Below are 23466 nucleotides of genomic sequence, written 5' to 3' on the forward strand. Positions count from 1 at the left end.
GATTGGGCGGTGGCGGCGAAAGCCGCCTTCGGGGTCAGCCTCGGCGTGCTGGTATTCGGCTCCGGATTGGGCGCCCGATTCACCGACATCACCGCCTTGCTGCGCCGGCCGGGGTTACTCGTTCGCTCGTTGATTGCGGTGCTGGTTGTGGCGCCGGTGCTCGCAGTGGTGCTGGTCCGGGTATTCGACCTCAACCAGGAAGTTGCCATTGCGTTGGTGGCGCTGTCGGTGTCACCGCTGCCGCCGCTGCTGCCCAGCCGGGGCGAAAAAGCAGGCGGGCGAACCGAATACGGGCTTGGTCTGGTGCTGCTACTGGCCGTGTGCGGCGTGCCGTTCATCATGGTGTCCACCGAAGCACTACAGGCGGTCTTCGGCCGCGATTACATCTCGGCTCCGTGGACGATCGCCAAACTGTTGATCCTGACCATGGTGGTCCCTTTGGTCGCCGGAATGGTGCTCGCCCGTTTCTCGCCGTTGACAGCGCGGCGACTCGAAGGACCCATCGAACGTGTGCAGCGGTGGCTACTGCCGATCGCAATGGTCGTTCTGCTGATCTCGGCTGCCCCCGACATGTGGTCGCTGCTGGGCAATCACACGCTGCTTGCGCTGGGCATCTTTGTCCTGGGCAGCTTCGCCGCGGGCCATCTACTGGGCGGCCCGGACCGCCGCGATGCCGCGGTGCTGGCCTTCGCCACGAGCTGTCGGCATCCGGCGACAGCGTTGGCGTTGGCATCGGCCAACTTCCCCGACACCGAAGAGCATGCGGCGGTCGCACTCTACGGCCTGATGACGGCCGCGGTGGGCGCGGTCTACACCCTGTGGCTAAGGCGGCACCGAGCCAAGGCGGGGTAGCTCCTCGAAATCCGGGGTGCGATGTCTGACGTAGGAGGACGCTGCATGTGGAGCCGCGGGTGTTTCGAACCGCATTTTTGACGCATGCGATAAATTTGCGGTTGGGATGGCGTGGCGGGGCTTGATGCGTCACCAGGTCGCGTCGGGTGGTGAAGCGCGCTGGCCACGCGGGGTTAGGGGACATTGTGTGGATTCGTAACGTCGGGCCCATCGCTGGAGCGTGTGTGCTTGCTGCCGGCCTCTTCGTCGGCGGAACTGTCGCCACCCCATCTGCCCTGATGAGAGCCGCGGTCGCTCTCCCCGGCGGCGGTGGCGGTGGTGGTGGCAATGGTGGCAACGGCGACGGCAGCGGCAACGGCATCAAACAACACATTCCCGGTGGATTCGGCGGCGGTGGAGGCGGTGGATTCGGTGGCGGTGGCGGCGGCGGCATCAAACAACACATTCCCGCTGGATTCGGCGGCGGTGGGGGTGTCGGCGGTGGACGACTCGCCCCCGGCGGACTAGGCGGCGGCGACGGCATCCGCGGCAACAACGGCAATGGCATTGGCGGCACTAACGGCCTCGGCGGCGCGAACGGGATCAGTGTGCCCGGCCGCAGTGCGGCCGCCCCGTCGGCCGCCAGTGGAGTTTCGGTGCCGGCTGCGATTGCCGCGGTGTTGGTGCCGGGCATGGACCCGGCGCTGATCACGCAGAACCCCGACGGTTCGCTGGCCTACCTCGGAACAACACTGGTGGGGGTCGACACAGCGGACTGGTCATCGCCGGTTGTCATCAACGGTGTGCTCCAAATGTTGCACCCACCGGTGAACGTCCTCAAGCAACCAGGACCCGGGGACGGCATGTCCCCGGGCCAACCTGGCGGGATGGGCTGTGCCCAAGGCAATGCGTCGTGGTGTGGCGGTGGCGGCGACGGCGGCGAGAACGGCGGGGAGAACGGGAACGGGAACGGGAACGGGAACGGGAACGGGAACAACGGTAACGGGAACGGCGGCAATAACGGCAACGGCGGCGGCGACGGCGGCGATAACGGCAACCACCATGGCGGCGGCAATAACGGCAACGGCAACGGCAACGGCGGTGGCGACGGTGGCGATGGTGGCGACGGCGGTCCTGAGGTGCCGTCTCTGCCGTCGTTGCCGCAGGCGCGTCCGGATGTGTCGTTGCCGCAGGTGGTTCCGCCGGCGCAGGGGTTGACGCCGACTGTGCCGTTGCGCCCGGATGTGTCGTTGCCGGAGGTGACGCCGCCGGGGCCGCCGGATGTGTCGCCGATAACGCCGGGGAGGCCGGCGTTGCCGTCGTTGCCGCAGGCGCGTCCGGATGTGTCGTTGCCTGAGGTGGTTCCGCCGGGTCCGCCGGATGTGTCGCCGGTGACGCCGGGTAGGCCGGTGTTGCCGTCGTTGCCGCAGGTGCGTCCGGATGTGTCGTTGCCTGAGGTGGTGCCGCCGGGGCCGCCGGATGTGTCGCCGGTGACGCCGGGTAGGCCGGTGTTGCCGTCGTTGCCGCAGGTGCGTCCGGATGTGTCGTTGCCTGAGGTGGTGCCGCCGGGTCCGCCGGATGTGTCGCCGGTGACGCCGGGTAGGCCGGTGTTGCCGTCGTTGCCGCAGGTGCGTCCGGATGTGTCGTTGCCTGAGGTGGTGCCGCCGGGTCCGCCGGATGTGTCGCCGGTGACGCCGGGTAGGCCGGTGTTGCCGTCGTTGCCGCAGGCGCGTCCGGATGTGTCGTTGCCTGAGGTGGTTCCGCCGGGGCCGCCGGATGTGTCGCCGGTGACGCCGGGTAGGCCGGTGTTGCCGTCGTTGCCGCAGGCGCGTCCGGATGTGTCGTTGCCTGAGGTGGTGCCGCCGGGTCCGCCGGATGTGTCGCCGGTGACGCCGGGTAGGCCGGTGTTGCCGTCGTTGCCGCAGGTGCGTCCGGATGTGTCGTTGCCTGAGGTGGTTCCGCCGGGGCCGCCGGATGTGTCGCCGCTGACGCCGATGGTGCCGGCGCGCCCGGGTGCCTCGTTGCCTGAGGTGACGTCGCCGGTGCCGCCCGCGCAAGGGTTGACACCGACAGTGCCACTGGCCCCGAATGTGTCTCTGCCGCAGGTTGTTCCGCCCGGTTTCGGTGGTGGCGTGGCACCTCCTGGGACTGTGTTGCCGGGTACGCCGACTGTTCCTGGTGTGGGATTGCCGCCCGGTGCCGGCGGTGTCGTGACCCCGCCGGGGGCCACGCAACTGGGTATGCCGACCGCTCCGGGTGTCGGGTCGCCGCCTTCGGCAGCAGGTGCGGTACCTGGTGGGGTGCCGCTCACTCCGGGTCAGGTCATTGGGACTGATCCGTTGGTGTCAAACAGCATTCAGCCCTTGCCTGGTACATTCGCTCCCGGGGCCGGACCGGTCCCGGGAACGCCCAGCGGTTCCGTCAGCGCTCCCGCTGGGGTCTATCCGGCTCCGGGCACGGCGCCTGATTCGCCGCCTACCGGGTCCGGCGGTGCCACGCAGTATCCGATTCAGGCGCCGACCGGTTTGGTCGACCCTGCGATGTTCCCCTGATGCGGGCGAGGACATCGTGACCCGCCGCGCCGCTGCCGCAGCGATCACGATTGTGTCGATCGCCCTGGCGTCGCCCGGAGCGGCTTGGGCGCAACCGGTTTCGGACAACGCGTCGGTGATGGTGATGCCGCTACCGGCCAGTCCACCTCCGGTCGAAGGCGCGGCCTTTGTTCCCGCTCAACTCGACATCCCGTCGATCGCAGTGACAGCCGTCGTCGCCCCGGTGGGGACAGTGATGGCCCCGGCGCCGTTCCTCGGGGGCGAGATGGTGCCGACGTTTGCCGTCCCGCCTGATGGCTCCACCGTCGGGTGGTGGGCCGACGGACCGATGGTCGGCATATCGGGAATGTCGATTATATTGGGGCACAATAAGATCGGTGGCTACGCGGTGTTCAACCGGCTTGGTGAGCTGCATGCCGGTGACGACGTCACGCTGTCCGACGGAACCGGCAACGCCCGAGCCGATTTCCACATCACCGGTGTAGTTGCCGGTGTTCCGAAGGGCGACCATGATGCGCTGCGGCGGGTGCTATCCGAGAATGCCGACAGCGCGCAACTGGCGTTGATCACCTGCGGTGGCGACTTCGACCCCAGTTATCGGGCCAGCGCCGACAACGTCGTCGCCTTCGCTGCGAGGTCGTGATGTCAGCACACCACGAAGTTAGGGCTGCTGCGGGGAGAATGCCCTGTGCATGAGGATGCTCCCGCGTAGCGCCCGGAGTTGCGGCTCAGGCTGCAGCGCTGTGCAGACGCAGGGGCAGCGACTCGTGTCGTCGAATGATGTTGTTGAGAGCCCACTTCGGCTCTCCGGTCAACTCCAGGCGGTCGGCGCGCGCGATCAGGGCCCGCAGGAACGCGGTGGTTTCCAGGCGGGCGAGCGCTTGCCCGGCGCAGGCGTGGGCGCCGTGGCCGAAGCCGAGGTGGCGGCCCGCCTCGCGGGTGATGTCGAAGGCATCCGGGTTGTCCCACTCGAGCTCGTCGCGGTTGGCCGAGGCGTAGATCACCAGCACCTGTGCGCCCGCGCGCAGCGGTGTGCCACCGACCTCGGTGTCGACGCCGACGCGCCGGCCGAAAGCGCGCACGGGTGACTCGTATCTAACGATCTCGTTGATCGCGTTGGGGATTCGTTCCGGTTCGTGTTTGAGCAGCTGCCACTGATCGGGGTGGGTGGCAAACAGGCTCAGCGCGTTGGAAATTGCGCTGATGGTGGTGTCCAGCGCCGGCCCGAGGTAGTCGACCAGCAGGGCCGTGCAGTCCTTCTTGCTGAGTTCGCCGCTGTGTACTGCGGCGAGCAGCTCGTCGGCCATGCTGCCGGGGATGGCGGCGCGGCTCTTCACGACGTGGCGGGCGAAGCGCAGCATCTGCATCGCACCCGGCAGTGTCCTGACCATCCTGCCGTTGGCCGGACCCAGCGCGTCGAATGTCGCGCCGGCCCAATCCAAGAGGTGCTCGCGCTGATCGGTGGGCCAGCCCACCAGATCGGGCATCACCGACATCGGTAGCGCAGTTGCCAGCTCCGCGCCGTCAATGCCACCCCGGCGCACCGCGCTCTCGACCAGTTGTTCGGCCCGGTCGTGGATTTGGTCACTGATCGCATTCAGTGCCCGGGGCAGCATTCGGTGGGCGATCTGCTTTCGGCGCAGGTCATGTTCGGGTCCGTCGCTGGCCAAGGTGGTGCCGCGCGACAGTCGGTTGCTGAGCCGATTGAGCGCCACCCCGCCGGTCGAGATGAACCTCTCGTCGTCGCGCAGCACCGCTTTGCATTCGGTGTAGCGCGGCAGTGCGTGCACCTTCTGCTTCGGCAACCACACCACCGGTCCCAGTTCCCGCAGGCGCCGGTAGTGCGGATAGGGGTCGAGGATTGCCGCGCTGCTGTAGACGTCGCCGCGATAGGCGACGCGGTCAGGGCCGCTGGATGAGTTTTCGTTCAAATGACGAAATCGTCACATGCGATCAGTCCGTCAGTCAATAGCTGTCGGCGGGTCCGACCTACAGTCGGCCCGCCGCAAACGCCGCGCCCTGCGCGGTCATGCCGTTCACGCTGTAGAGGGCGTGCGCGATCGTCGGGCCTCCGCCGGGAGCGCCGTTGCAGATCGTGTCCCCCTCGGCGCACAGATTGAGCGTCTTGGGCGCATACGGCGCCCCGATCGTCACCGCGGGCGATCCGTTCTCCCGCATGAACTCATCCGACGGCTCGCCGAACAGCACGACCGCGGCGACGTGGTCGGCCACCTCCGGGGGGAGCGGCTGCGGAATGTAGGACTTGAATGCCGCCGGGACGGTCTCCGGAACCGACGGCGCGGTGACGAATCCGGCCAGTGCCGCGCCCTGCGAGTAGCCGCCAAGCACGATCTTCGTATTAGGACAGTTCGCCGCTTCGGACCGAATGTGGTCGCCCGCGTCGCGGATGCCGTCGACGACGGTCTTGGCGAAGTCGACCCCTGCCGCGAAGTTCGAGCTGGCGGCGTAGTCGACCGAGTAGACATCGACCGACCGCGGCACGACCTGCGCACGCAGCGCGTCGACAAATGCCTGCCCGACGCCTCCGACACCCGGTGGCTCGCCGGTGCCGCGCGCGAAGACCACGTCGACGTCAGGGCACGGCTGCGCCGCTGACGACGGTGCCGGTGCACCCAGCAGCGCCGCCCCTGCGGCCAGCACCGCCGCGGCCACACCGGTGATCCGGCCGGCGCCTCGGTTTGAACTCGTCTCGGTCATGGCTGCCTCCCTCTGCCGCCGGGCCGGCTGGCGGGCCCTTCGTAGGTGCGGCATACCCGGATGGCGGCCACATCAACACGTCCGGCCACCCGGTGTGGCGCCTCGGAGTGCAATCGACCCAACTTGCGCAGCATTGCCCAGCAAACTGTATTGTCGTCCTGGGTTGGGGGTTCATGGGGATGAGCAATTTTCGAAACGTGAGTCGATTCGCGATCGCGGCTGCCCTGGGCTGGGCAGCGCTGACCTTCCTGGCCTGCGGAACAGCAGCGGCCGACAACCCGTCCGGGAGCGCCGGCTCGGCCGACGGACACCCGACGCACAGCGTGACCTCCACGGCCGCCAAGGCGCACGGTCAGTCCGCGCGCCGCGTCTCTGGGACCGCCACGAGTGCGGCATCGACGGCGCGACGAGTGGCGTTGAGCACCAACAGATTCCGGGCCGTCGAACCCGTAAAGGCCCGGTCGGTGACCGCCCGGCCGGCCAGAGCGGAGAAGCCGGCCGTCAGTTCCCCGGCTACCGAAGCCTCGGACGTCCCCTACGCCGACTGGAATGCGGACAGCGCGTTGTTCACCGGCCACCCGTCGTTGCTCAACCAGGTCTTCAACAATGCGCTGTGGGTACTCCAGCAGGTCACGTCTCACACCGCGTCAGCGCCCACGTCCACGATGCTGAACCAGGCCACCCCACCCTGGTACGCCACGCTCGGGCTCACGGTGAGCCAGACCGAGTACGACGGGATGCCGGTCTACACGCTGGCCCCGGCGGCCCCCTCGGGAAGCGTCGTGGTGGCCGTCCACGGCGGCGGGTACGTGAGTCAACCACTGGTCTTCGAGTGGTTGGCCGACGGCGCGATCGCGCGGCAGACCGGGGCGACCGTCGTGGTGCCGATCTACCCACTGGCCGGCGCCGGTGGGAGCGCCGCAACGGTGGTTCCGCAGTTCGCCGACTTTCTGACCACCCTGGTCGACGCTCACGGTGCCGAACACGTAAGCCTGATGGGGGCGTCGGCCGGCGGGGGACTGGCGCTTGCCGCGACGCAGGAGTTGGTGAGCCGCGGTGCGGCGACACCCGGCCGGATGGTGTTGATTTCGCCGTGGCTGGACGCGACGGTCAGTGATCCGGCCAGCCAGACCATTTGGGATCCCCTGCTCGACGTGGCACTGCTGCAGAGCTTCGGGCGGCAGTGGGCCGCCGGCCTGGATCCCGCCGATCCGCGGGTCAGCCCGCTCTACGGCTCGCTGGCAGGGTTGCCGCCGACGACGGTCTACAGCGGGTCCCACGACCTGCTCGCTCCCGACACGCTGCGGCTGCGCCGACAGGCCATCGCCCAGGGGCTCGACATGACCTTCGTCCTGCGCGACCGTCAGTTCCACGGCTGGCCACTGTTCGTCCCGCTGCCGGACGCGGTGCTGTCGTTGCGGACCATCGAGACACAACTGGGTCTTACCGCAACGGCCCCGACACGCAAGGGCACTCGTCCGCGGCATGGCTGAACTTCCTGTCCAACCAGCATCCGGATTGCTACGGTGCGCTGGACGAAAGCGAGTGCTCATGACACGCACGACGTATGCAGTGATTGTTCTGGCAGCGGTGGCCGGGTTGACGGGAACAGCGTGCAGCAACAGTGGCTCCACGACAACCTCGACGACAACGGAGTCTGCGACCGCTTCCGCGAGCGCAGTCGACAAAGGCCAGTTACCCTCGCTGATACCGACGCTGGCCAATACCCAGGTCACCAAAGGGCCCGACGACATTGCCGACAACGGAATTCACCTTCACTTCCAGGTCCCCGGCTCGCCGGCTGACGTCATGAACGCCTTCAAGACCGCGCTGGCAGGCCAGAAGTGGGACCTCACCACGATCGTCAGCTCGGGCGGCAGTGATGGCGGCGGTGCCACCTATACCGGAAACAACGGCGCGGCCTACGGCGTGTTCGACGGCGGCGGATACAAGGACACCACCTACATCGACGTGTGTGCCTGGCCGTCCAAGCCGGCCGACCCCAACTGCACCCGCGGCGGCCGGTAAGCCATATTGACCGACGGAAAGCCCTGTCTTCGATGATGTTTCGAGGAGCAGGACGGCGGCATCGCGCCGCGCTCGTGATCGTGGCAGTGGTGGTGATTGCCGTTGTCGTCGCGTTGGTACTCGAACGGCGTCAACAGCCGGCCCGCGACGCCTCGGCGAACAGCACCTCGAGCCTGCTCGTCATGACGTGGGGCCCGAGCCTGTGCACCGTGGAGCGGGCCAATTCGGGCTGCCGCAGCGGGCACGTCGGCAACCTCGGCCCCACACTGATCCTGCATGGCCTGTGGCCGCAACCGTCGAGCGAAAAATACTGTCCGCTGCCCTCGGGGCAACGCGATGCGAGCCTGCCGGCACTGAACCTGCCGCCGAATCTGCAAGCCGACCTGCGGTCGAAGATGTCCGACATCACGATCCTGGCGCCGCACGAATGGAAGGCGCACGGCACCTGCTCGGGGGTCACCGCGCAGGAGTACTTCAGTGTCGCGGCATCCCTTGCCGGGCAGGCGATTCAGGTACTCAACCCGGCGTTCTTGAGCGCGCCGGGCGGCCGGGTGTCGCTGGAGGCGCTGCGCCGGGTCATCGGCGCTGCGTTCGGCCCGGAGGCAGCGAAACGGGTCAGCCTGCGCTGCCGCGGCGACGACGGGCAGGCCGTCGCCTACGAGGTGCAGCTCTCCCTGCCGCCGGTGTCGGATCTGGTGCGCGACACCGTGGCCCTGCGCGACGTGATCACCAGGGGCCCAACGCTGTCCGGCGGCTGCAGACGGGGCGACGTACCGCGCTGAGGCCCGGGCGGGCGGCGATGTTGGGATCGGTAGCCGACGGCAGGCGGCCAAATTGTCGGGACGGCGTCGCAGTGGCGCCGCACCTGCGAAAGGACCACCGATGAAGTTCCTGCCCCCCAACGTCGAGCAGCAGATCGCACGCGTCGATCGTCAGAAGAGCCTCGTCATCGCTATCAGCTCCGCACTGGTCGCGCTGTGGTGCGCCTACCGCGTCGTGTGGGCTCTGTACCTGGCGGTGACCTACGACTTCCTGTTTGGCTCGCTGATCTTCTCGGTGATCCTGTGGGGAGTGATCGGCGTCGTCGCAGCGGTGTCCGCGATCGCGTTCTTCGGCCAGTACTCCAAGGGCCCGGCCCCCGCACCCGACGACACCAACCCGGTGTGAGCCCAGGTCAGGGCAGCACGGTGTGCATCAGCATCACGTTGTAGGCCGACCACAGCGAGAGGTTGTAGTACACGTCTCGGCCGGTCGACCACGGGTGTAGGAACGGCGCGTAGATGCCGCCGGGGAACTGCATGGAGGACACCAGCATCTGCTCGGGTCCCCAAGGCCCCTGCGGCGCCGGCGCGGTGCGCATCACCACGTCGTTGTTGCCGTTGCAGTACAGCACCATGTACTGCTTGAGATAGGTGTTGAACTGTGCCGACATCTCGCCCACCGGGCCCGGGATCACCGGCGTGGCGGCCCCGGGGTTACCCGGGACCCACGAGTTGCTGCCCGAACTCCAGTACTCGTACTTGGTCAGGTCCGGGACGTAGGCGGGCTGCACGCGAGCGATGAACGCCGAGCCGCCGCGCCCGTTGGGCGTGCCGAAGGTGTACAGGTACGGGTCGCCCGGTCCGGGTTTGAGGAAGGCGCCCATCTGGAAGTTCTCGTTGCCCGCGTCGGGGGTGCGGATGGTTCCCGGGTACACACCCCAGGTTTCGCCGTTGTTGTCGGAGACCGCGATCGCCGAGTAGTTGGTGGTCCACGCGCCGTTGGCGTCCCAGCTCTTGATGGACATGAAGTTCATGAACTGCTTGCCACCGAAGCCGACCCCGGCCGTCGGGATGATCCCGGTCTCTTCCGGTGCGGTGTTGATGCTGTTGACCACCTGTTTGGAGATGCCCTGGCGCCAGACCGGCGACCCGGAATACGGATTGCCGGGCACACCGTCGGCCACGGCGACGGTGTTCGCCAGCGACCGGTCCTGGGTGCGGAACAGCGTGTTGTATCGCCACTGCTTGCCCGGAATCTGGCAGAAACCGTTGGTGTCGCCGAACGCCATCAGCACCTGCTGATTAGCGGAATCGCCGTTGTCCCACATGATTCCGAGGTCGGTACCGGTGATCGCGAAACGCTCGACGGTGCGGTTGGGGCTGTCCGGGCCGGTGACCCAGCCGACCAGCGACGTTCCGGGCGGTGCCGTCGACGGTGCCGGTTGCACCGCCGCTGCCGGGGCCTGTTGCACGACCTGGGGGGTCTGCGTAGTGGCGGCGCCGGGCTGGGGAGACGGCGCGACCGCCGCCTCCTTTTGCACCTGACCCGATTTGGGTATCAGCGCTTTGATGATCGCCAGCGGCAGCTGGCCGAGTTTGGGCAGCGGCGCTGCATCGTTGGCGCCGGTGGGCTTGTGCCCGATCGGGCGGTCAAAAGGTGCGATCCGGGAGGGGTTGGGAATCTCGAACGCCTGATTGGGCTGCGGCTGGGCTTGCGCGGCCGCGCCCTGACACGGCTCCGCGCTCGCGGGCGGCGCGGTACACAGCGAGGCGCACAGTCCGAGGACAAGCACCGACGCCGTCGATCGCGCGGGAATTCGGGAACGCGGCGCCACAGCACACCTTTCGGGGCGAGACGTCGCAAGAGACGCCAGAAGGATGACCAAAGTGACGATAGTTATTGAAGTGACAGTTGTGACCAGTGATACCCAAAGCGGTGTTCATCCGTGACCGTGTCGCAATCAGGTCGGTTGGTGTCCGGCAGGCGAACACTGGGCCACCGGATTTCGACGTTTTCCCATCGTTTTGGGCCAGACGGGCACACTGGGAGCGTGATCACGCGGACGACGGCATTCGTTGCCGGCCTCATCGTTGTCGCCGCACTCACCACTGGACCCGCGTGGGCCGCCCCTGGTGATCCGCCGGGTGCACTGACCTTCGGCGGCATGCAGCGCACCTACGTCCTGCACGTCCCCCCGGGCCTCCAGAACCCGTCGGGTCTGGTCATCAACCTGCACGGCGCCGGGCAGACCGGCGCCATCCAGGCCGGGGTCACCAACTACAACGCAATCGCCGACCGGTACGGGTTCGTCGTGGCCTACCCCGACGGCATCGACATGAGCTGGGCAGACGGGCGTGGCGCTTCGGTGCCCGACCGGGACGGGGTCGACGACGTCGGATTCCTCGCCGCGCTGATTGGCCAACTCAGTCGCGATTTCGGCATTCCACCGGGGCGCGTCTTCGTGACCGGGATGTCGGCCGGCGCGTTCATGGCCAACCGGCTGGCGTGTGACCGGGCCGACCTGGTGTCGGCGGTCGCGCCGGTGGCCGGAACGCTGGGAGTCGGGGTGGCGTGCAACCCCTCCAAGCCGGTCTCGGTGCTCGCCATTCACGGCACCGACGATCCGGTGGTGCCCTTCGCCGGGGGACCCATGGTGGGGCGCGGCGGGCCCAGCGAGATCGTCAGCGCACCGGCGATGGCAGAACGGTGGCGGGCGCTGGATCAATGCCCGAGTGTGCCCGCGCCGAACCCGCAGGGATTCACGGTGAGCGGTTGCGCCGGCGGAACCCAGGTCGAGTTCGTCAGCGTCAATGGCGCAGGGCACACCTGGCCGATGAACCCGGCCGTCGACGCGTCCGCGGCCACTGGACAGTTCTTCGCCTCGCGGGTCTGAGCCCTTCTCGCCACGTGGCGACGAATCACGTTGGCCGACAACGTCTTCTATTCCGGTACGGGCGTCACTCCACGGACTGCCAGTTGTGCTCCAGCCACTCCAGGTAGCCGTGCTCGGCGGCGCTCAGCGTGCTGACCCGGATCGGGACGTGCTTCTTCCGTTCCGGTGAATGTGGCCTGTGCGGGCGCTGATTCCACGCGTCGGTACCTTCCCGGGCCCGCCAATAGGCATCGCTGGGACTGGGGAAGCGCCACGACTTGCGGGTGCGCGACACCTCGGCCAGGCTGCCGTCCGCCTGCAGGAACCACAGTCTCTTGTCATTGCCGACTAGCAGGGGACGGGCCCGCTTTCCCTGGCGCGGGACGTGCTGATGTGCCCACGCCGCCAGGGTCTGCAGATCGTCGCAGACCGCGTACGGCGGGATACCCGGCAGGAAGAACCACGTCGCTTCGAACACTTCGGCCATCGTCGTCTCCTCTTGGCCCTGGGGCAGACAACGTAACGGCGGGCACCGACAACCTCAGCGCCGAGCAGACCCGGTCATCGGCTGGCCGTCGGTGCCCTGCAGCAGGCAGATCACCGTGCTCGGGTACGGGTTGTTCGAGGTGCGATCCTGCTCGGAGTCGATGAGGTAGCTCAGGGTGTACGGCCCTCCGCCGGTGTACCTGGCCAGCCCGGCGTCGCACTGCTGATTGCCGACGCCGGTCAGCGCGGCGTTGACCGGTATCGGTGCGCGCAGAAATGTCTCGGCCTGGTGCGGGCCGGCGCAGTCGACGACGGACACCATCACCACCGCGGGATCGCTCGGGGGCGGATCGGCCAGGCAGTCGCCGGCCTGCAAGTCCACCCACCTGACGGTGCGCGGCGCCGGCGCCGGAGCCGGGATGGCGACGACGGTGGTGGTCTGGGTCGCCGTGCTCGATGACGTCGTGGTCAGGGTTGCCGTGGTGTACGGACTGCCGCCGCATGCCGCGACCGCAGACAGGCCCACAGCGGCCGTCGCGCCCCACAGCACCTTTCGCATACCGCCGTGTTTACCCGACCGGCTCGGGCGGGTGCAGCAGAACCTTCCAGGTTCACTCGCCGCCGTCGCAGCGGTACAGGCCGACGGTCACCGAGGCACTGCGGCGGGTGATCACCGACCAGCGGGCGCCGGCATCCTGCCAGCGCTGCAACACCGCCACCGGATTGTCGCCCATCACCCCATGATGCCCGTGCGATGATCCCGAGCATGCGACTCGGCTTGCACGCACTCGGGATCGGATCAGGTTCCGGGCGGGAAGTCATCGAATCCGTCGCCCGCTCTGCTGAGCAGCACGGCTTCGCCACGTTGTGGTCCGGCGAGCACGTGGTGATGGTCGACGAGTCGGCATCGCGTTACCCGTATGCCGACGACGGACAGATCGCGGTGCCCGCGATCGCGGACTGGATCGACCCGATGATCGGGCTGTCGTTCGCCGCCGCGGCGACACACAGCATCGGTCTGGCGACCGGAGTGCTGCTGCTCCCCGAACACAACCCGGTGATCGTCGCCAAGCAGGCCGCCAGCCTGGACAAGCTCAGCGGCGGCCGATTCGCGCTCGGGGTCGGAATCGGTTGGTCCCGTGAGGAATTCGACGCTCTCGGTATCCCCTTCGAGCGTCGTGCGGCCCGCACCGCCGACTACGTCGCCGCCATGCGCATCCTGTGGCGCGACGACATCGCCTCCCACGCAGGAGAATTCACCAAGTTCTCGGCGATCCGGGTGAACCCGAAACCGGTGCACAACCGCGGAATCCCGATCCTGTTCGGCGGAAACAGCGAGCCCGCACTGCGCCGGGTCGCACAGTGGGGTGACGGCTGGTACGGCTTCAACCTGCGCGACACCGACGAGGTCGCCGCCAAACTGGCCACGCTGCATCGGTTGTGCGAGGAGACCGGTCGGGACGCCGGCGAACTGCGGCTGGCCGTCGCGCTGGCCGATCCGCACCCGTCGGACACCGCCCGCCTGGCAGAGTTGGGAGTCGACGAACACGTTCTGGTGGCTTCGCCGCCGGAGGACCCGGACCAGGCTGCAGAATGGGTCGGGGGTCTCGCCGCAGCGTGGCAGTGAGGGGGAGTCGTGGACACCTGGGTCGCGGTCGCGGTGGCAGTGATCTTCGTATGGCTGGGCATGGTGCTGGCGATCTCGTTCATCGAGGCGCCGCTGAAGTTCCGGGCTCCCGGCGTCACCATTGCGCTCGGCCTGGGAATCGGGCGGCTGGTGTTCCGCGCGCTCAACGCCTGTGAGATCGCCCTGGCGATCGTCGTGGTGGCCGCGTTGGTGGCCGGCAGGCCCGGCGTCGGCGTCATCGCGGGGGCCCTGGTGGCCATCGGTGCGCTGCTGGTCCAGGTGATCGGACTGCGGCCCGCGCTGACCAAACGTTCCGATGCCGTGTTGGCCGATCCCAGCCAAGCCGAGGCGGGCCGCTCGCACGCGCACTTCGTCTACGTCGGGTTCGAGATCGTCAAAGTCGTGGCACTGCTGGTCACCGGCGTCCTGCTGCTGACCGCGTGAAATTACGGAGGAAGTCATGGAGTTCGTATCTCTGTCCCAGCTCGCCGACGAGCATCTCGAGGCCGCGCGGTCGTCGAACAGCGGCCGCTCGGCGCACACCGTGCACGGCGGCCATGACCATCAGCTTCGCCAGACCCTCATCGCCTTGGCCGCCGGTCGCGACCTCAGCGAGCACCAGAGCCCGGGGGAGACCACGCTGCAGGTGCTGCGCGGTCACGTCCAGTTGGCCACCGCCGACGACAGCTGGGACGGCCTGCCCGGCGACCTGCTGGTGGTGCCACGCGAGCGGCACGGGCTGCACGCCGTAGACGACTCGGCGATCCTGCTGACCGTGCTGTCACCTATGTCGTGAACTCACACAGCGCGCGCTCGGCATCTTGGTTCTGGCCTTCATGAAAAGTTTTGGCCTGCATAAGAAGTTGTCGCGCGGGTAGGCTGCGGCGCATGGGAGCGCGCACCGGGTACGCCGATGGGACGTTCAGCTGGGTCGACCTGGCCACGACGGACCCGGCGGCCGCCACAGCGTTCTATGGGACGCTCTTCGGCTGGACGCCGGACGAGCGACGCATGCCGGACGGTTGCTCGTACACGGTGTTGCGTCGCGAGCAGCAGGAGGTCGCCGGGCTCTATGCGCTCGGGGCGACCGACCCCGCCGGTGGTGAGGCACGCTGGAACTCGCACGTCTCGGTCGCCGACGTCGACGCGATGGCAGCCCGCGCCCGTGCGTTGGGAGGCACCGTCCTCGCCGGGCCTCTGGATTTCGGAGACCGAGGGCGATTGGTAGTCGTGCGCGATCCGCGCGGGTCCGTCATCTACCTCTGTCAGCCCGGCCGGCACTTCGGCGCAACCTGCGTGAACGAGCCCGGCTGCCTGACGTGGAATGAGCTCACCACCCCGGATGTCGATGCCCTGATCGCCTTCTACTCTGGCCTGTTCGGCTGGCGCATCGAGTTTCTCGCTGGCATGCCGATGCCTTACTGGGTGATCCGTGTGGGAGCACCTGGGGTGCTGGTGCCTTCGGGCGACAACGGCGGGCTACGCGGTCTGACAGCAGCGGACGCTGGCGTGCCGTCGTGCTGGCTGCCCTACTTCGTCGTGGCCGACGTGACCGAGGCCGGCGCAGTCGCGGTCGCCGCCGGCGGCACGGTTCTCGCGGGGCCGGCCGAGCAGCCGAAAGGCCGCTTCAGCCTGTTGCGCGACCCTCAGGGCGCCAGCTTCCTGGTCTTCGAAAGCAACAAGCTCGACCCGTGAAGGGCGGAGCCAGCGTGATCCCGGCCGAGGAGTTGGTGTTCGGCTCTGGACCCGAATGTCCAACCGAACTGCTCTGTCTGCCGCTGCTGCAGACACGGTATGGGCTCACCTTCAAGGACTTTCGTGTCACCGACTCCGGAGGGCCGCGCACCGTCGACGCGCTCGAAAGGGGAGCGATTCAGGTTGGCGTGCTCTTCACCACCGATCCGCGCCTGCTCGCCGGTGACTTCGTCCTACTCGAGGATGATCGGCACGCCCAGCCCGCCGAGTGCGTGACGCCTATCCTGCGCGACGAGTTGCGCGAGGCACACGGCGCGCCCCTCGCCGCGACCATCGACGCGGTGAACGCGGAACTCACGACCGAGCGCCTTGCCGAGCTCAATCGCCGCGTCCTTCTCGGGGCATCTCCCGCGGCGACGGCGGCTGAATTCCTCGCCGAGCGGCGATGCGGCCCGACGTCGCGCGCACCGGGGAGAAACCGACCGGTGATTGTCGTCGGCTCGGCCAACTTCGCCGAGAGCGTGACCGTGGCCGAGCTTTACGCACACGCGCTGGCGGGCGCAGGCTTCCCGGTCGAGCGGCGCCTCGAGATTGGCAACCGCGACGAGTACTTTCCGCTGCTCTGCCACGGCGTGGTCGGCCTCGTCCCCGAGTATGTGGGCAGCCTCCTTGCATACTTGGACGGCAGCCGGGGCGGGATCTCGGATCCACCCCAAGCCCATGCGGCGCTCGCGCAGGCGTTGCAGGGAACGGGCCTTGTCGCTCTGCAGCCGGCGCGGGCCGCGAACACGAACGGCATCGTCGTGACCGCCGCGACCGCGGCGCGCTACGGGCTGACGAGGATCAGTGATCTCGGCCGGGCGATCGGCGACCCGCACGAGAGCGAGTGACCGCACTCCTAAGGGGAGACACGCCCTAGAAGCGGTAGTCGGCCAGGTCGGTGGTGCCGCGGCGCTGCCCGCCGTCGAGCATCAACAGTGCGGGCACCATCTCGGAGGTCACCAGGGCATGGCTGCCCGTCACCTCGTCGATCAGATCGAAACAGCTGGCGATCACCTCGGGGGTGTCGACGACGATGGTGGTCACCGGCACCTGGCGCCCGTATTGGATGAGCTTGTCGCCGTGCGGCTTCTGATCACCGTGGAATCCCCAGATGCCGCGCAATACCGTTGCGCCGGTGACGGTTTCGGACTCCCACAGCTTGCGCACCAGGGCGCGGTGGATTGGCTCGCCGTCGTAGTGGGTGGCTTCGGAGGTGTAGATCATCAGCTTCTGGCGCAGCTCACGGCCGTGGGCGTCGACGGCAGGTAGCGCTGGCGGGCGGCCCAACAACTGCCCGTCGCGTTTGCAGACCTGGACGCGCTCGACGGTGACCAGCGGCTGATAGAGCACCGCCTCCAACCCGGGCAGCACCTGCTGCACCTGGTCGGAGGTGCCGACGGCGACGATCATCACCGGGACGTCGGTGTTGCGGCTGAAGAAATGGGCACGGCGTCGCTGCCCGTGCGAGGTGCCGTCGACGCCGAGGAACACCGAGGCTCCGGCGAATCCGTGGCGGTGCAGTAGGTCGCACACCGCGTAGTAGGCGGGCAGCCCGTTAACCCGGCGGCGCCGGCCGACGTAAAGGGTGAGTTTGACGGCGTCGCGGTCGGGCAGGGGAGCACCGGCGAGATGGCTGCTCAGCAGTCGGGCCCGTTCCAGGGTGATCAGGCCGCGCGGGGTCATCGCCACGACGTCGCTCACCAGCGCACCGATCACCGCCTCGGAGTCGACGGCGGCGATCGCGACCGGCGGATCCTCGGACAGCGTCAAGGACTGGTCGCTGCGGATGATGTGACGCGGTCCGAAGCTGGCGATGCCGCGCAGCAGCACGCTGGCGGCCACCTCGTGCTCGGCGTAGGTGTCCAGCAAGGCCTCGGCCAGGAATCGCGAGCCGGCACGTGCGCGCTCACCGAAGTAGGTGGTCAGCTTGAGGTAGGTGTCACTCATATCAGGCTCGCTATCCACTGGCCGAGCATCGCGGCGGGCAGGCCGAGCGCCACGCTGACCACCAGGTTGGCGACGGCCGGCTTGATCTGGCGTTCCTCGGTGAGGCGTTGGGTTTCCAGCATCCAGGTCGAGAAGGTCGTGTAGGCGCCGACGAATGCGGTGCCCGCCAGCAGGGCGGCCTGGTGGCTCAGGGTCAGCCCGGTGACGAAACCGAGCAGCACCGCCCCGGAGATGTTGACGGTCAACGTGCCGAACGGAAACGACCTGGCCGCCCGGCGCGCCACCGCGCGGTCGACCACGAACCGGGCCACCGAGCCCAGCCCGCCGATGACCAGCACACCGGCCCACACCGCGACGCTCACGCGCGAATCCTGACCCGGCGCACCAGCACTGTCGCGGCGGACACCGCCAGCAGGCCGGCGGCGATGCTGGCCACCGTGTAGCCGATCGCCAGGCCGTAGTGCTGGTGTTCGATCATGCGCACCGTCTCGACCTGCATCGTGGAGAACGTCGTCAACCCGCCGCACAGGCCGGTGCCCAGCAGGGGGCGGCGGTAGCTCGACAGCGGCAGTCGTTCCAGCAGGCGGGTGGTGAAGTAGCCGAGCAGGAACGCCCCGACGATGTTGACGACGAACGTCGGCCACGGCCAGCGGGCGGGGTCGGGCACGGCCAGCGTCGCCAGCGCGGCCCGCGCGGCGGTGCCGATCGCGCCGCCGGCGAATATGGCCGCCAATTCGCGGTTGTCATGGCCGAACACGGGCTACTCCCTTAACCGTCAGTGAATCCGCGAGCCAGTATCGCCTGTGGCGGGCAGAATTGGGTCCCATGGCGGCTAACCCCCGCGCCGGTAAGCCGGCGCTTCCCGAAGACCTCGTCGATCTGCCCCACCTGGTCACCGCGTACTACACGGTGCAGCCCGATCCCGAGGACGTCGACCAGCAGGTCGCGTTCGGCACCTCGGGGCATCGCGGCTCCAGTCTGGACGGGGCGTTCAACGAGGCGCACATCCTGGCCACCACGCAAGCGATTGTGGAGTACCGAGCTGGGCAGGGGACCACCGGGCCGCTGTTCATCGGCCGCGACACCCACGGACTGTCCGAGCCGGCGTGGGTTTCCGCGCTGGAGGTTCTGGCAGCCAACGACGTTGTAGCGCTGATTGATTCGGCCGACCGCTACACCCCGACCCCGGCCGTCAGCCACGCGATCCTGGCCTACAACCGCGGCCGCAGCACCGATCTGGCCGACGGAATCGTCGTCACCCCGTCGCACAACCCGCCGCGTGACGGCGGGTTCAAGTACAACCCGCCCAACGGCGGCCCGGCCGACACCGACGCCACCGGGGCAATCGCCAAGCGCGCCAACGAGATTCTGCGCGGCGGCCTGGCCGAGGTGAAGCGGGTTCCGCTGGCGCGGGCGCTGCAGAGTGCCCAGCGGCACGACTACATGGATGCCTATGTCTCCGACCTGCCCAACGTCGTCGACATCCACGCGATCCGCGCCGAGGGCATCCGCATCGGCGCCGACCCGTTGGGCGGGGCCAGCGTCGACTACTGGGCGGCGATCGCCGAACGGCACGACCTGGACCTCACGGTGGTCAACCCGCTGGTCGACGCCACCTGGCGGTTCATGACGCTGGACACCGACGGCAAGATCCGGATGGACTGCAGTTCCCCCAACGCGATGGCTGCGCTTGTTCAAAAAGTGGTCGGCCACGCTGACGCCTATCAGATCGCCACCGGAAACGACGCCGACTCCGACCGGCACGGCATCGTCACCCCCGACGGGGGGCTGATGAACCCCAACCACTACCTGGCCGTGGCGATCGACTATCTCTACTCGCACCGGCCGGACTGGCCGGGCACCGTGGCGGTGGGCAAGACCGCCGTCAGCTCGTCGATCATCGACCGGGTGGTGGCCGGGCTGGGCCGCAAGCTGATCGAGGTGCCGGTCGGATTCAAGTGGTTCGTCGACGGGTTGATCAGCGGCACAATCGGTTTCGGTGGCGAGGAATCGGCGGGCGCGTCGTTCCTGCGTCGTGACGGCTCGGTGTGGACCACCGACAAGGACGGCATCATCCTGGCGCTGCTGGCCTCGGAGATCCAGGCCGTCACCGGGACCTCGCCGTCGCAGCGCTACGCCGAGCTGGCCGGCAAGTACGGCGCGCCGGTCTATGCGCGGGTGGACGCCCCGGCCAACCGGGAGCAGAAGGCACGGCTGGCCAAGTTGTCCCCGGAGCAGGTCACCGCTACCGAACTGGCCGGTGAGCCGATCACCGCCAAGCTGACCACCGCGCCCGGCAACGGCGCCGCATTGGGCGGGTTGAAGGTGACCACCGCCGACGGTTGGTTCGCTGCGCGCCCGTCGGGCACCGAGGACGTCTACAAGATCTACGCCGAGTCGTTCAAGGGCCCCGAGCATCTGGCCGAGGTGCAGGAAGCCGCTCGGGAAGTGGTGAATACAGTCATCTCGTGAGTTCCGTCGCGGAGGGTGACTGTCCCTCGGAAGAGGCGCAGGCCGGTCTTCCCCGGGAGGTCTGGGTTCTGATCGCGTCCAACGCGGTCATCGCCTTGGGGTACGGCGTGGTGGCACCGGTGCTGCCGCAGTATGCGCGGCACTTCGGGGTGAGCCTCACCGCGGCGACGTTCGTCATCACGGCCTTCGCGGTGATGCGGCTGGTCTTCGCGCCCGCGTCCGGTCTGCTGGTGCAGAAGCTGGGGGAGCGCCGCATCTACGTCAGCGGCCTGCTGATCGTGGCGGTGTCCACCGCGGCATGCGCATTCGCCCACACGTACTGGCAGCTGCTGCTGTTCCGGTCTCTCGGCGGTGTCGGGTCCACGATGTTCTTCGTCTCCGCGTTGGGTCTGATGATCCGGATCAGCCCCCACAATGCGCGCGGCCGGGTGGCCGGGATGTTCTCCAGTGCGTTCCTGGTGGGGTCGGTCGCCGGACCCCTGGTCGGCAGCCTGACCGCGGGGCTGGGGTTGTCGGCGCCGTTCCTCATTTACGGCGCCGCGCTGCTGATCGCGGCGGCGGTGGTGTTCATCAGCCTGCGGCACTCGTCGCTGGCCGCCGCAGCCCCGGCCGACGAGCTGACGGTGACGGTGAGGGTGGCGCTGCGGCACCCGGCGTACCGGGCGGCGCTGCTGTCGAATCTGGCCACCGGCTGGTCGGCGTTCGGGCTGCGCGTCGCGCTGGTGCCGCTGTTCATCACCGAGGTGTTCCACCGCGGGCCCGGATGGGCGGGTGCGGCGCTGGCGACGTTCGCGATCGGCAACGTCGCGGCGGTGATTCCGTCGGGACGGCTGTCGGACCGCACCGGGCGCCGGCCGCTGCTGATCACCGGGTTGGCGTTGGCCGGGGTGTCGACGGCCGTGGTGGGGTTGTCCTCGTCGCTGCCGGTGTTCCTGGCAGGTGCGGTGATCGCCGGGGCGGCCACCGGCATGTTCTCCTCACCGCAGCAGGCCGCGGTGGCCGACATCATCGGCAGCAAGGCGCGCGGTGGGACGGCGGTGGCGACCTTCCAGATGATGTCGGATTTCGGGTCGATCATCGGCTCGCTGGGTGTCGGGCTGATCGCCCAGCATCTGTCGTTCAGCTGGGCGTTCGCGGTCAGTGGGGCGATCCTGGTGCTGGCGTCCATCGGGTGGGTGTTCGCGCCGGAAACCCGCGACAGCGAGCCGCTGGAGCACACCCCGGCCCGTCCGCTGGGCCCGGAAGCCGCCGGCGAGCTGCCCTAGTGATGCGTCCTACGCCGAGATTGCATTCACGCAGGAAAAGTGCGAGTGGACGGCTGCGTGAGTGCAATCTCGGTGCAGGTCAGCGGCAGTTGCGCCCGGGTAGCCGCTTGTTGCCTGCTCTGACCAGCGATTTTGAGCCGCACCCGCCGGTGGTGTAACTTCGACTGGCACACCTGGGGCTATGGCGCAGTTGGTAGCGCACCACACTGGCAGTGTGGGGGTCAGGGGTTCGAATCCCCTTAGCTCCACCAGGAAAAGCCCCGGCCAATGGCCGGGGCTTTCTCAATACCTAGGGCGTGGCGAGTCCAGAGGCGGGCGGGTCGATACCGAATGACCGCGCGATGAAGGGGACGACCGAGACTTCGATGTGTTGGCGGATGCCGTCAGCCCCGATGCCAGGGCCATCGAAAAGCGCAGTCCCGATCAAGGCCAAGACAATGCGGGCGTCGCCGGCTGGATCAGTGACGGTGATGACTCCTTCGCGGCCACCTTCCGCCAGTACCTCGACCAGGGGCGCGGTCAGTGCTGCCAAGCAACGGTCCATGGGCTCGGAATGCTGAGGGCGCAGCCCGCGGAACGCGGTGGCAAACAGCGTGGCGGGTTTGGCGAAGTCCCCGTCCAACCCGCGCGTGACGAGCGTGCCGACGTATTGCCAGATCCGTTGGTCGACCGGCGCACTCGGATCGATGATTCCGTCCACGGTATCGGCAATGCGAAGCAAGTCCCGTTCCCACAGCGCTGCGAGCAGCTCGTCCTTGGTGTCGAATTGGCGGTAGAAGCTCCGGGTCGACATCCTCGCCTGCCTGAGCACGCTGGAGACCTTGAACCCCCACCACCCGCTGCGGGCTAGAACTGTCGACGCCGAGTCGATAAGCAGGTTGCGCTCGTCAGCGTCTCTGGTCTCAGCCATACCCTCAGTCCGCGCCATCTGATCTCGTGCGTGTCGTAGGTCACTTTACTGCGTCGAGCTCCGGCTGTTCCGGCACGTTGACAGCTTCGCCGAACTCATCGGGGTGACGTCGAGAAGACCAACGTTCATCTCACGTTCTGACTGACGACGTAGTGGTTGACCGGTGTGGACTCCGCGCGCTCCAACACCCCGCGCGTCACCAGAAGCTCCAGATGCGCCAGGACCTCAAGGATGGCGGTCATGCCGTGTACCGGTCCGAGTTCGTCGACGGTGCGTTCATGTCGGGTCCACAACATCTGCTGGGCGACGTGATAGGCGGAGGCGTTGCCCGCTGCCACCAGCTCGCGGGCTCGATCAAGACGCTCCCGGTGGTGTTCGATGAGTGCTTCGGCTCGCGCCTTGACCGTCGGGGTGACACCACCGTGGGCAGGGAGCATCCACGTGTCCGGCAGCTCTACGAAGAGCTGCAATGACGCCAGATATGACCGCAGCGGCAACGCTTCCGGCGCTCGTTCCAGGCCGATCGACGGTGTGATCCGGGGCAGGATGTGGTCGCCAGTGAATGTGAGGCCTGCTCGGTGGTCCTCATACACCAGGTGACCTCGGGTGTGGCCCGGCGTGGCGCGGGCAACGAGATCGATTCCACCGCAGTCGATGTGCTCACCGCCGTCGAGCCAGACGTCGGGCGGGCCGAAGGGGACATCGCGCTCGAACGGCTCCAGGGGCAAGTCGGCGATCGTCTGCGCCAAATCGACTGCCCCGGCTTTGAGAAGTAGCTGTGCCTGGATGGGGTACGCGCCGGTGCGTTCGTCAAACGATTCGATCGAGTGGCGTTCTCCGCTGCCGATCATCACCGCGGTGCCATAGCGTCGTTGCCAATCGATGGCACGGGAATAGTGATCCCAATGAGCGTGCGTGACAACGATGCGCCGCACGTCGGCGGGGGTGTAGCCGAGCCGGGCAAGGGCGTCGATCAGGACCGTCTCACTGTGCTCATCGGCCCAGCCCGAATCCACCAACGTCACGCCGTCGGTTCCGAGGATGGCGTAGACGTTCACCACCTTCAGGTCTGTCAACGGCAGCGGTAACGGAATTTTGACGACGTGAGGTGGCAGATCCACCGCAGCATCGATGTCTCGGTCGTCGGTTAAACGGCGGTTCGACATCTCGGCGAATCCCTCTCCTCCGACTGCAAAGCCGCAATTTAACACATGATAAAAAGCTGGAGTTCGCTTGTGCTGTTGGCGCAACGAACCCCG

26 protein-coding genes and 1 tRNA gene are annotated in these 23466 nt (G+C 67.9%); 16 read left to right on the forward strand and 11 right to left on the reverse strand.

Annotated features, from left to right (window positions below; all coding sequences use genetic code 11):
• The first annotated feature begins 9 nt into the window (after positions 1-9).
• From OG976_RS20930 to OG976_RS20940, 3 genes are all read left to right on the forward strand, one after another.
• Positions 10-852, forward strand: coding sequence for a bile acid:sodium symporter family protein (locus OG976_RS20930; protein ID WP_328353025.1), 843 nt, complete (start codon positions 10-12; stop codon positions 850-852).
• 278 nt (positions 853-1130) lie between these two features.
• Entirely contained in the window at positions 1131-3383 is a 2253-nt protein-coding gene (locus tag OG976_RS20935) for a hypothetical protein (protein WP_328353028.1), read from the forward strand.
• Between the two features lie 16 nt (positions 3384-3399).
• A complete protein-coding gene (locus OG976_RS20940) occupies positions 3400-4026 on the forward strand; it encodes a class F sortase (RefSeq protein ID WP_328353031.1) in 627 nt (208 codons plus the stop codon).
• Between the two features lie 85 nt (positions 4027-4111).
• Here OG976_RS20940 and OG976_RS20945 read toward each other — a convergent pair whose 3' ends face one another.
• Together OG976_RS20945 and OG976_RS20950 are read right to left on the reverse strand one after the other, a co-directional pair.
• Positions 4112-5314, reverse strand: a complete 1203-nt coding sequence (locus OG976_RS20945) for a cytochrome P450 (protein WP_328353034.1) — start codon at positions 5312-5314, stop codon at positions 4112-4114.
• A 58-nt stretch (positions 5315-5372) separates the two neighbouring features.
• Positions 5373-6101 carry a cutinase family protein gene (locus OG976_RS20950; protein ID WP_328353037.1) on the reverse strand — a complete coding sequence of 243 codons (729 nt, stop codon included), beginning with the start codon at positions 6099-6101 and terminating at the stop codon, positions 5373-5375.
• 197 nt (positions 6102-6298) lie between these two features.
• On the opposite strand from OG976_RS20950, the gene OG976_RS20955 reads away from it, so the two are divergent.
• The 4 genes from OG976_RS20955 (at position 6299) to OG976_RS20970 (ending at position 9296) form a co-directional block, all read left to right on the forward strand.
• A complete protein-coding gene (locus OG976_RS20955; protein WP_328353040.1) occupies positions 6299-7594 on the forward strand; it encodes an alpha/beta hydrolase in 1296 nt (431 codons plus the stop codon).
• A gap of 58 nt (positions 7595-7652) precedes the next feature.
• A complete protein-coding gene (locus OG976_RS20960) occupies positions 7653-8129 on the forward strand; it encodes a hypothetical protein (RefSeq protein WP_328353043.1) in 477 nt (158 codons plus the stop codon).
• A gap of 89 nt (positions 8130-8218) precedes the next feature.
• Positions 8219-8911, forward strand: a complete 693-nt coding sequence (locus OG976_RS20965) for a ribonuclease T2 family protein (RefSeq protein ID WP_328353046.1) — start codon at positions 8219-8221, stop codon at positions 8909-8911.
• Positions 8912-9011: 100 nt separating this feature from the next.
• The gene (locus OG976_RS20970; RefSeq protein WP_328353049.1) at positions 9012-9296 is read left to right on the forward strand and encodes a hypothetical protein; all 285 of its coding nucleotides are present in this window, start codon (positions 9012-9014) and stop codon (positions 9294-9296) included.
• A 7-nt stretch (positions 9297-9303) separates the two neighbouring features.
• Here OG976_RS20970 and OG976_RS20975 read toward each other — a convergent pair whose 3' ends face one another.
• Complete coding sequence (locus OG976_RS20975; protein WP_328353051.1) at positions 9304-10725, reverse strand: DUF4185 domain-containing protein; 1422 nt, start codon at positions 10723-10725, stop codon at positions 9304-9306.
• A gap of 216 nt (positions 10726-10941) precedes the next feature.
• Between OG976_RS20975 and OG976_RS20980 the strand changes: the two genes are divergently transcribed.
• Entirely contained in the window at positions 10942-11784 is an 843-nt protein-coding gene (locus OG976_RS20980) for an extracellular catalytic domain type 1 short-chain-length polyhydroxyalkanoate depolymerase (RefSeq protein WP_328353054.1), read from the forward strand.
• A 64-nt stretch (positions 11785-11848) separates the two neighbouring features.
• Here OG976_RS20980 and OG976_RS20985 read toward each other — a convergent pair whose 3' ends face one another.
• From OG976_RS20985 to OG976_RS20995, 3 genes are read right to left on the reverse strand one after another with little or no spacing between them, the layout of a single operon-like run.
• Positions 11849-12250, reverse strand: a complete 402-nt coding sequence (locus OG976_RS20985; protein ID WP_328353057.1) for a hypothetical protein — start codon at positions 12248-12250, stop codon at positions 11849-11851.
• A 54-nt stretch (positions 12251-12304) separates the two neighbouring features.
• Positions 12305-12808: a hypothetical protein gene (locus OG976_RS20990; protein WP_328353060.1), complete on the reverse strand. Its 504-nt coding sequence runs from the start codon at positions 12806-12808 to the stop codon at positions 12305-12307.
• 52 nt (positions 12809-12860) lie between these two features.
• Positions 12861-12983 carry a hypothetical protein gene (locus OG976_RS20995; protein WP_328353063.1) on the reverse strand — a complete coding sequence of 41 codons (123 nt, stop codon included), beginning with the start codon at positions 12981-12983 and terminating at the stop codon, positions 12861-12863.
• 32 nt (positions 12984-13015) lie between these two features.
• Between OG976_RS20995 and OG976_RS21000 the strand changes: the two genes are divergently transcribed.
• The 5 genes from OG976_RS21000 (at position 13016) to OG976_RS21020 (ending at position 16461) form a co-directional block, all read left to right on the forward strand.
• The gene (locus OG976_RS21000) at positions 13016-13876 is read left to right on the forward strand and encodes an LLM class F420-dependent oxidoreductase (RefSeq protein WP_328353066.1); all 861 of its coding nucleotides are present in this window, start codon (positions 13016-13018) and stop codon (positions 13874-13876) included.
• Between the two features lie 9 nt (positions 13877-13885).
• Positions 13886-14320: a hypothetical protein gene (locus OG976_RS21005; RefSeq protein WP_328353068.1), complete on the forward strand. Its 435-nt coding sequence runs from the start codon at positions 13886-13888 to the stop codon at positions 14318-14320.
• Between the two features lie 16 nt (positions 14321-14336).
• Entirely contained in the window at positions 14337-14672 is a 336-nt protein-coding gene (locus tag OG976_RS21010; protein WP_328353071.1) for a cupin domain-containing protein, read from the forward strand.
• Between the two features lie 92 nt (positions 14673-14764).
• The gene (locus OG976_RS21015) at positions 14765-15571 is read left to right on the forward strand and encodes a VOC family protein (protein ID WP_328353074.1); all 807 of its coding nucleotides are present in this window, start codon (positions 14765-14767) and stop codon (positions 15569-15571) included.
• Complete coding sequence (locus OG976_RS21020) at positions 15568-16461, forward strand: glycine betaine ABC transporter substrate-binding protein (RefSeq protein WP_328353077.1); 894 nt, start codon at positions 15568-15570, stop codon at positions 16459-16461. Before OG976_RS21015 ends, OG976_RS21020 begins: the two co-directional genes overlap by 4 nt.
• A gap of 25 nt (positions 16462-16486) precedes the next feature.
• On the opposite strand, the gene OG976_RS21025 is transcribed toward OG976_RS21020, so the two are convergent.
• From OG976_RS21025 to crcB (OG976_RS21035), 3 genes are read right to left on the reverse strand one after another with little or no spacing between them, the layout of a single operon-like run.
• Positions 16487-17560 carry a DUF190 domain-containing protein gene (locus OG976_RS21025; protein WP_328353079.1) on the reverse strand — a complete coding sequence of 358 codons (1074 nt, stop codon included), beginning with the start codon at positions 17558-17560 and terminating at the stop codon, positions 16487-16489.
• Positions 17557-17922: a fluoride efflux transporter CrcB gene (crcB, locus tag OG976_RS21030; RefSeq protein WP_328353081.1), complete on the reverse strand. Its 366-nt coding sequence runs from the start codon at positions 17920-17922 to the stop codon at positions 17557-17559. The genes OG976_RS21025 and crcB (OG976_RS21030) overlap by 4 nt, the downstream gene beginning before the upstream one ends.
• Positions 17919-18317, reverse strand: coding sequence for a fluoride efflux transporter CrcB (gene crcB, locus OG976_RS21035; RefSeq protein ID WP_328353083.1), 399 nt, complete (start codon positions 18315-18317; stop codon positions 17919-17921). The genes crcB (OG976_RS21030) and crcB (OG976_RS21035) overlap by 4 nt, the downstream gene beginning before the upstream one ends.
• 68 nt (positions 18318-18385) lie before the next feature.
• Between crcB (OG976_RS21035) and pgm the strand changes: the two genes are divergently transcribed.
• The 3 genes from pgm to OG976_RS21050 all read left to right on the forward strand — a co-directional run bounded on the left by pgm (position 18386) and on the right by OG976_RS21050 (position 21548).
• Positions 18386-20032 (forward strand): phosphoglucomutase (alpha-D-glucose-1,6-bisphosphate-dependent), encoded by a 1647-nt coding sequence (gene pgm / locus OG976_RS21040; RefSeq protein ID WP_328353085.1) that lies wholly within the window; start codon positions 18386-18388, stop codon positions 20030-20032.
• Positions 20029-21297: an MFS transporter gene (locus OG976_RS21045; protein ID WP_328353087.1), complete on the forward strand. Its 1269-nt coding sequence runs from the start codon at positions 20029-20031 to the stop codon at positions 21295-21297. The genes pgm and OG976_RS21045 overlap by 4 nt, the downstream gene beginning before the upstream one ends.
• A gap of 175 nt (positions 21298-21472) precedes the next feature.
• Positions 21473-21548: transfer RNA gene (locus OG976_RS21050), tRNA-Ala, on the forward strand.
• A gap of 38 nt (positions 21549-21586) precedes the next feature.
• Here the strand turns inward: OG976_RS21050 and OG976_RS21055 are convergent.
• Together OG976_RS21055 and OG976_RS21060 are read right to left on the reverse strand one after the other, a co-directional pair.
• Positions 21587-22207, reverse strand: a complete 621-nt coding sequence (locus OG976_RS21055; protein ID WP_328353090.1) for a TetR/AcrR family transcriptional regulator — start codon at positions 22205-22207, stop codon at positions 21587-21589.
• 125 nt (positions 22208-22332) lie between these two features.
• Positions 22333-23373 (reverse strand): MBL fold metallo-hydrolase, encoded by a 1041-nt coding sequence (locus OG976_RS21060; RefSeq protein WP_328353092.1) that lies wholly within the window; start codon positions 23371-23373, stop codon positions 22333-22335.
• Positions 23374-23466 lie beyond the last annotated feature (93 nt).

Source organism: Mycobacterium sp. NBC_00419 (genome assembly GCF_036023875.1).
GTDB lineage: Bacteria > Actinomycetota > Actinomycetes > Mycobacteriales > Mycobacteriaceae > Mycobacterium.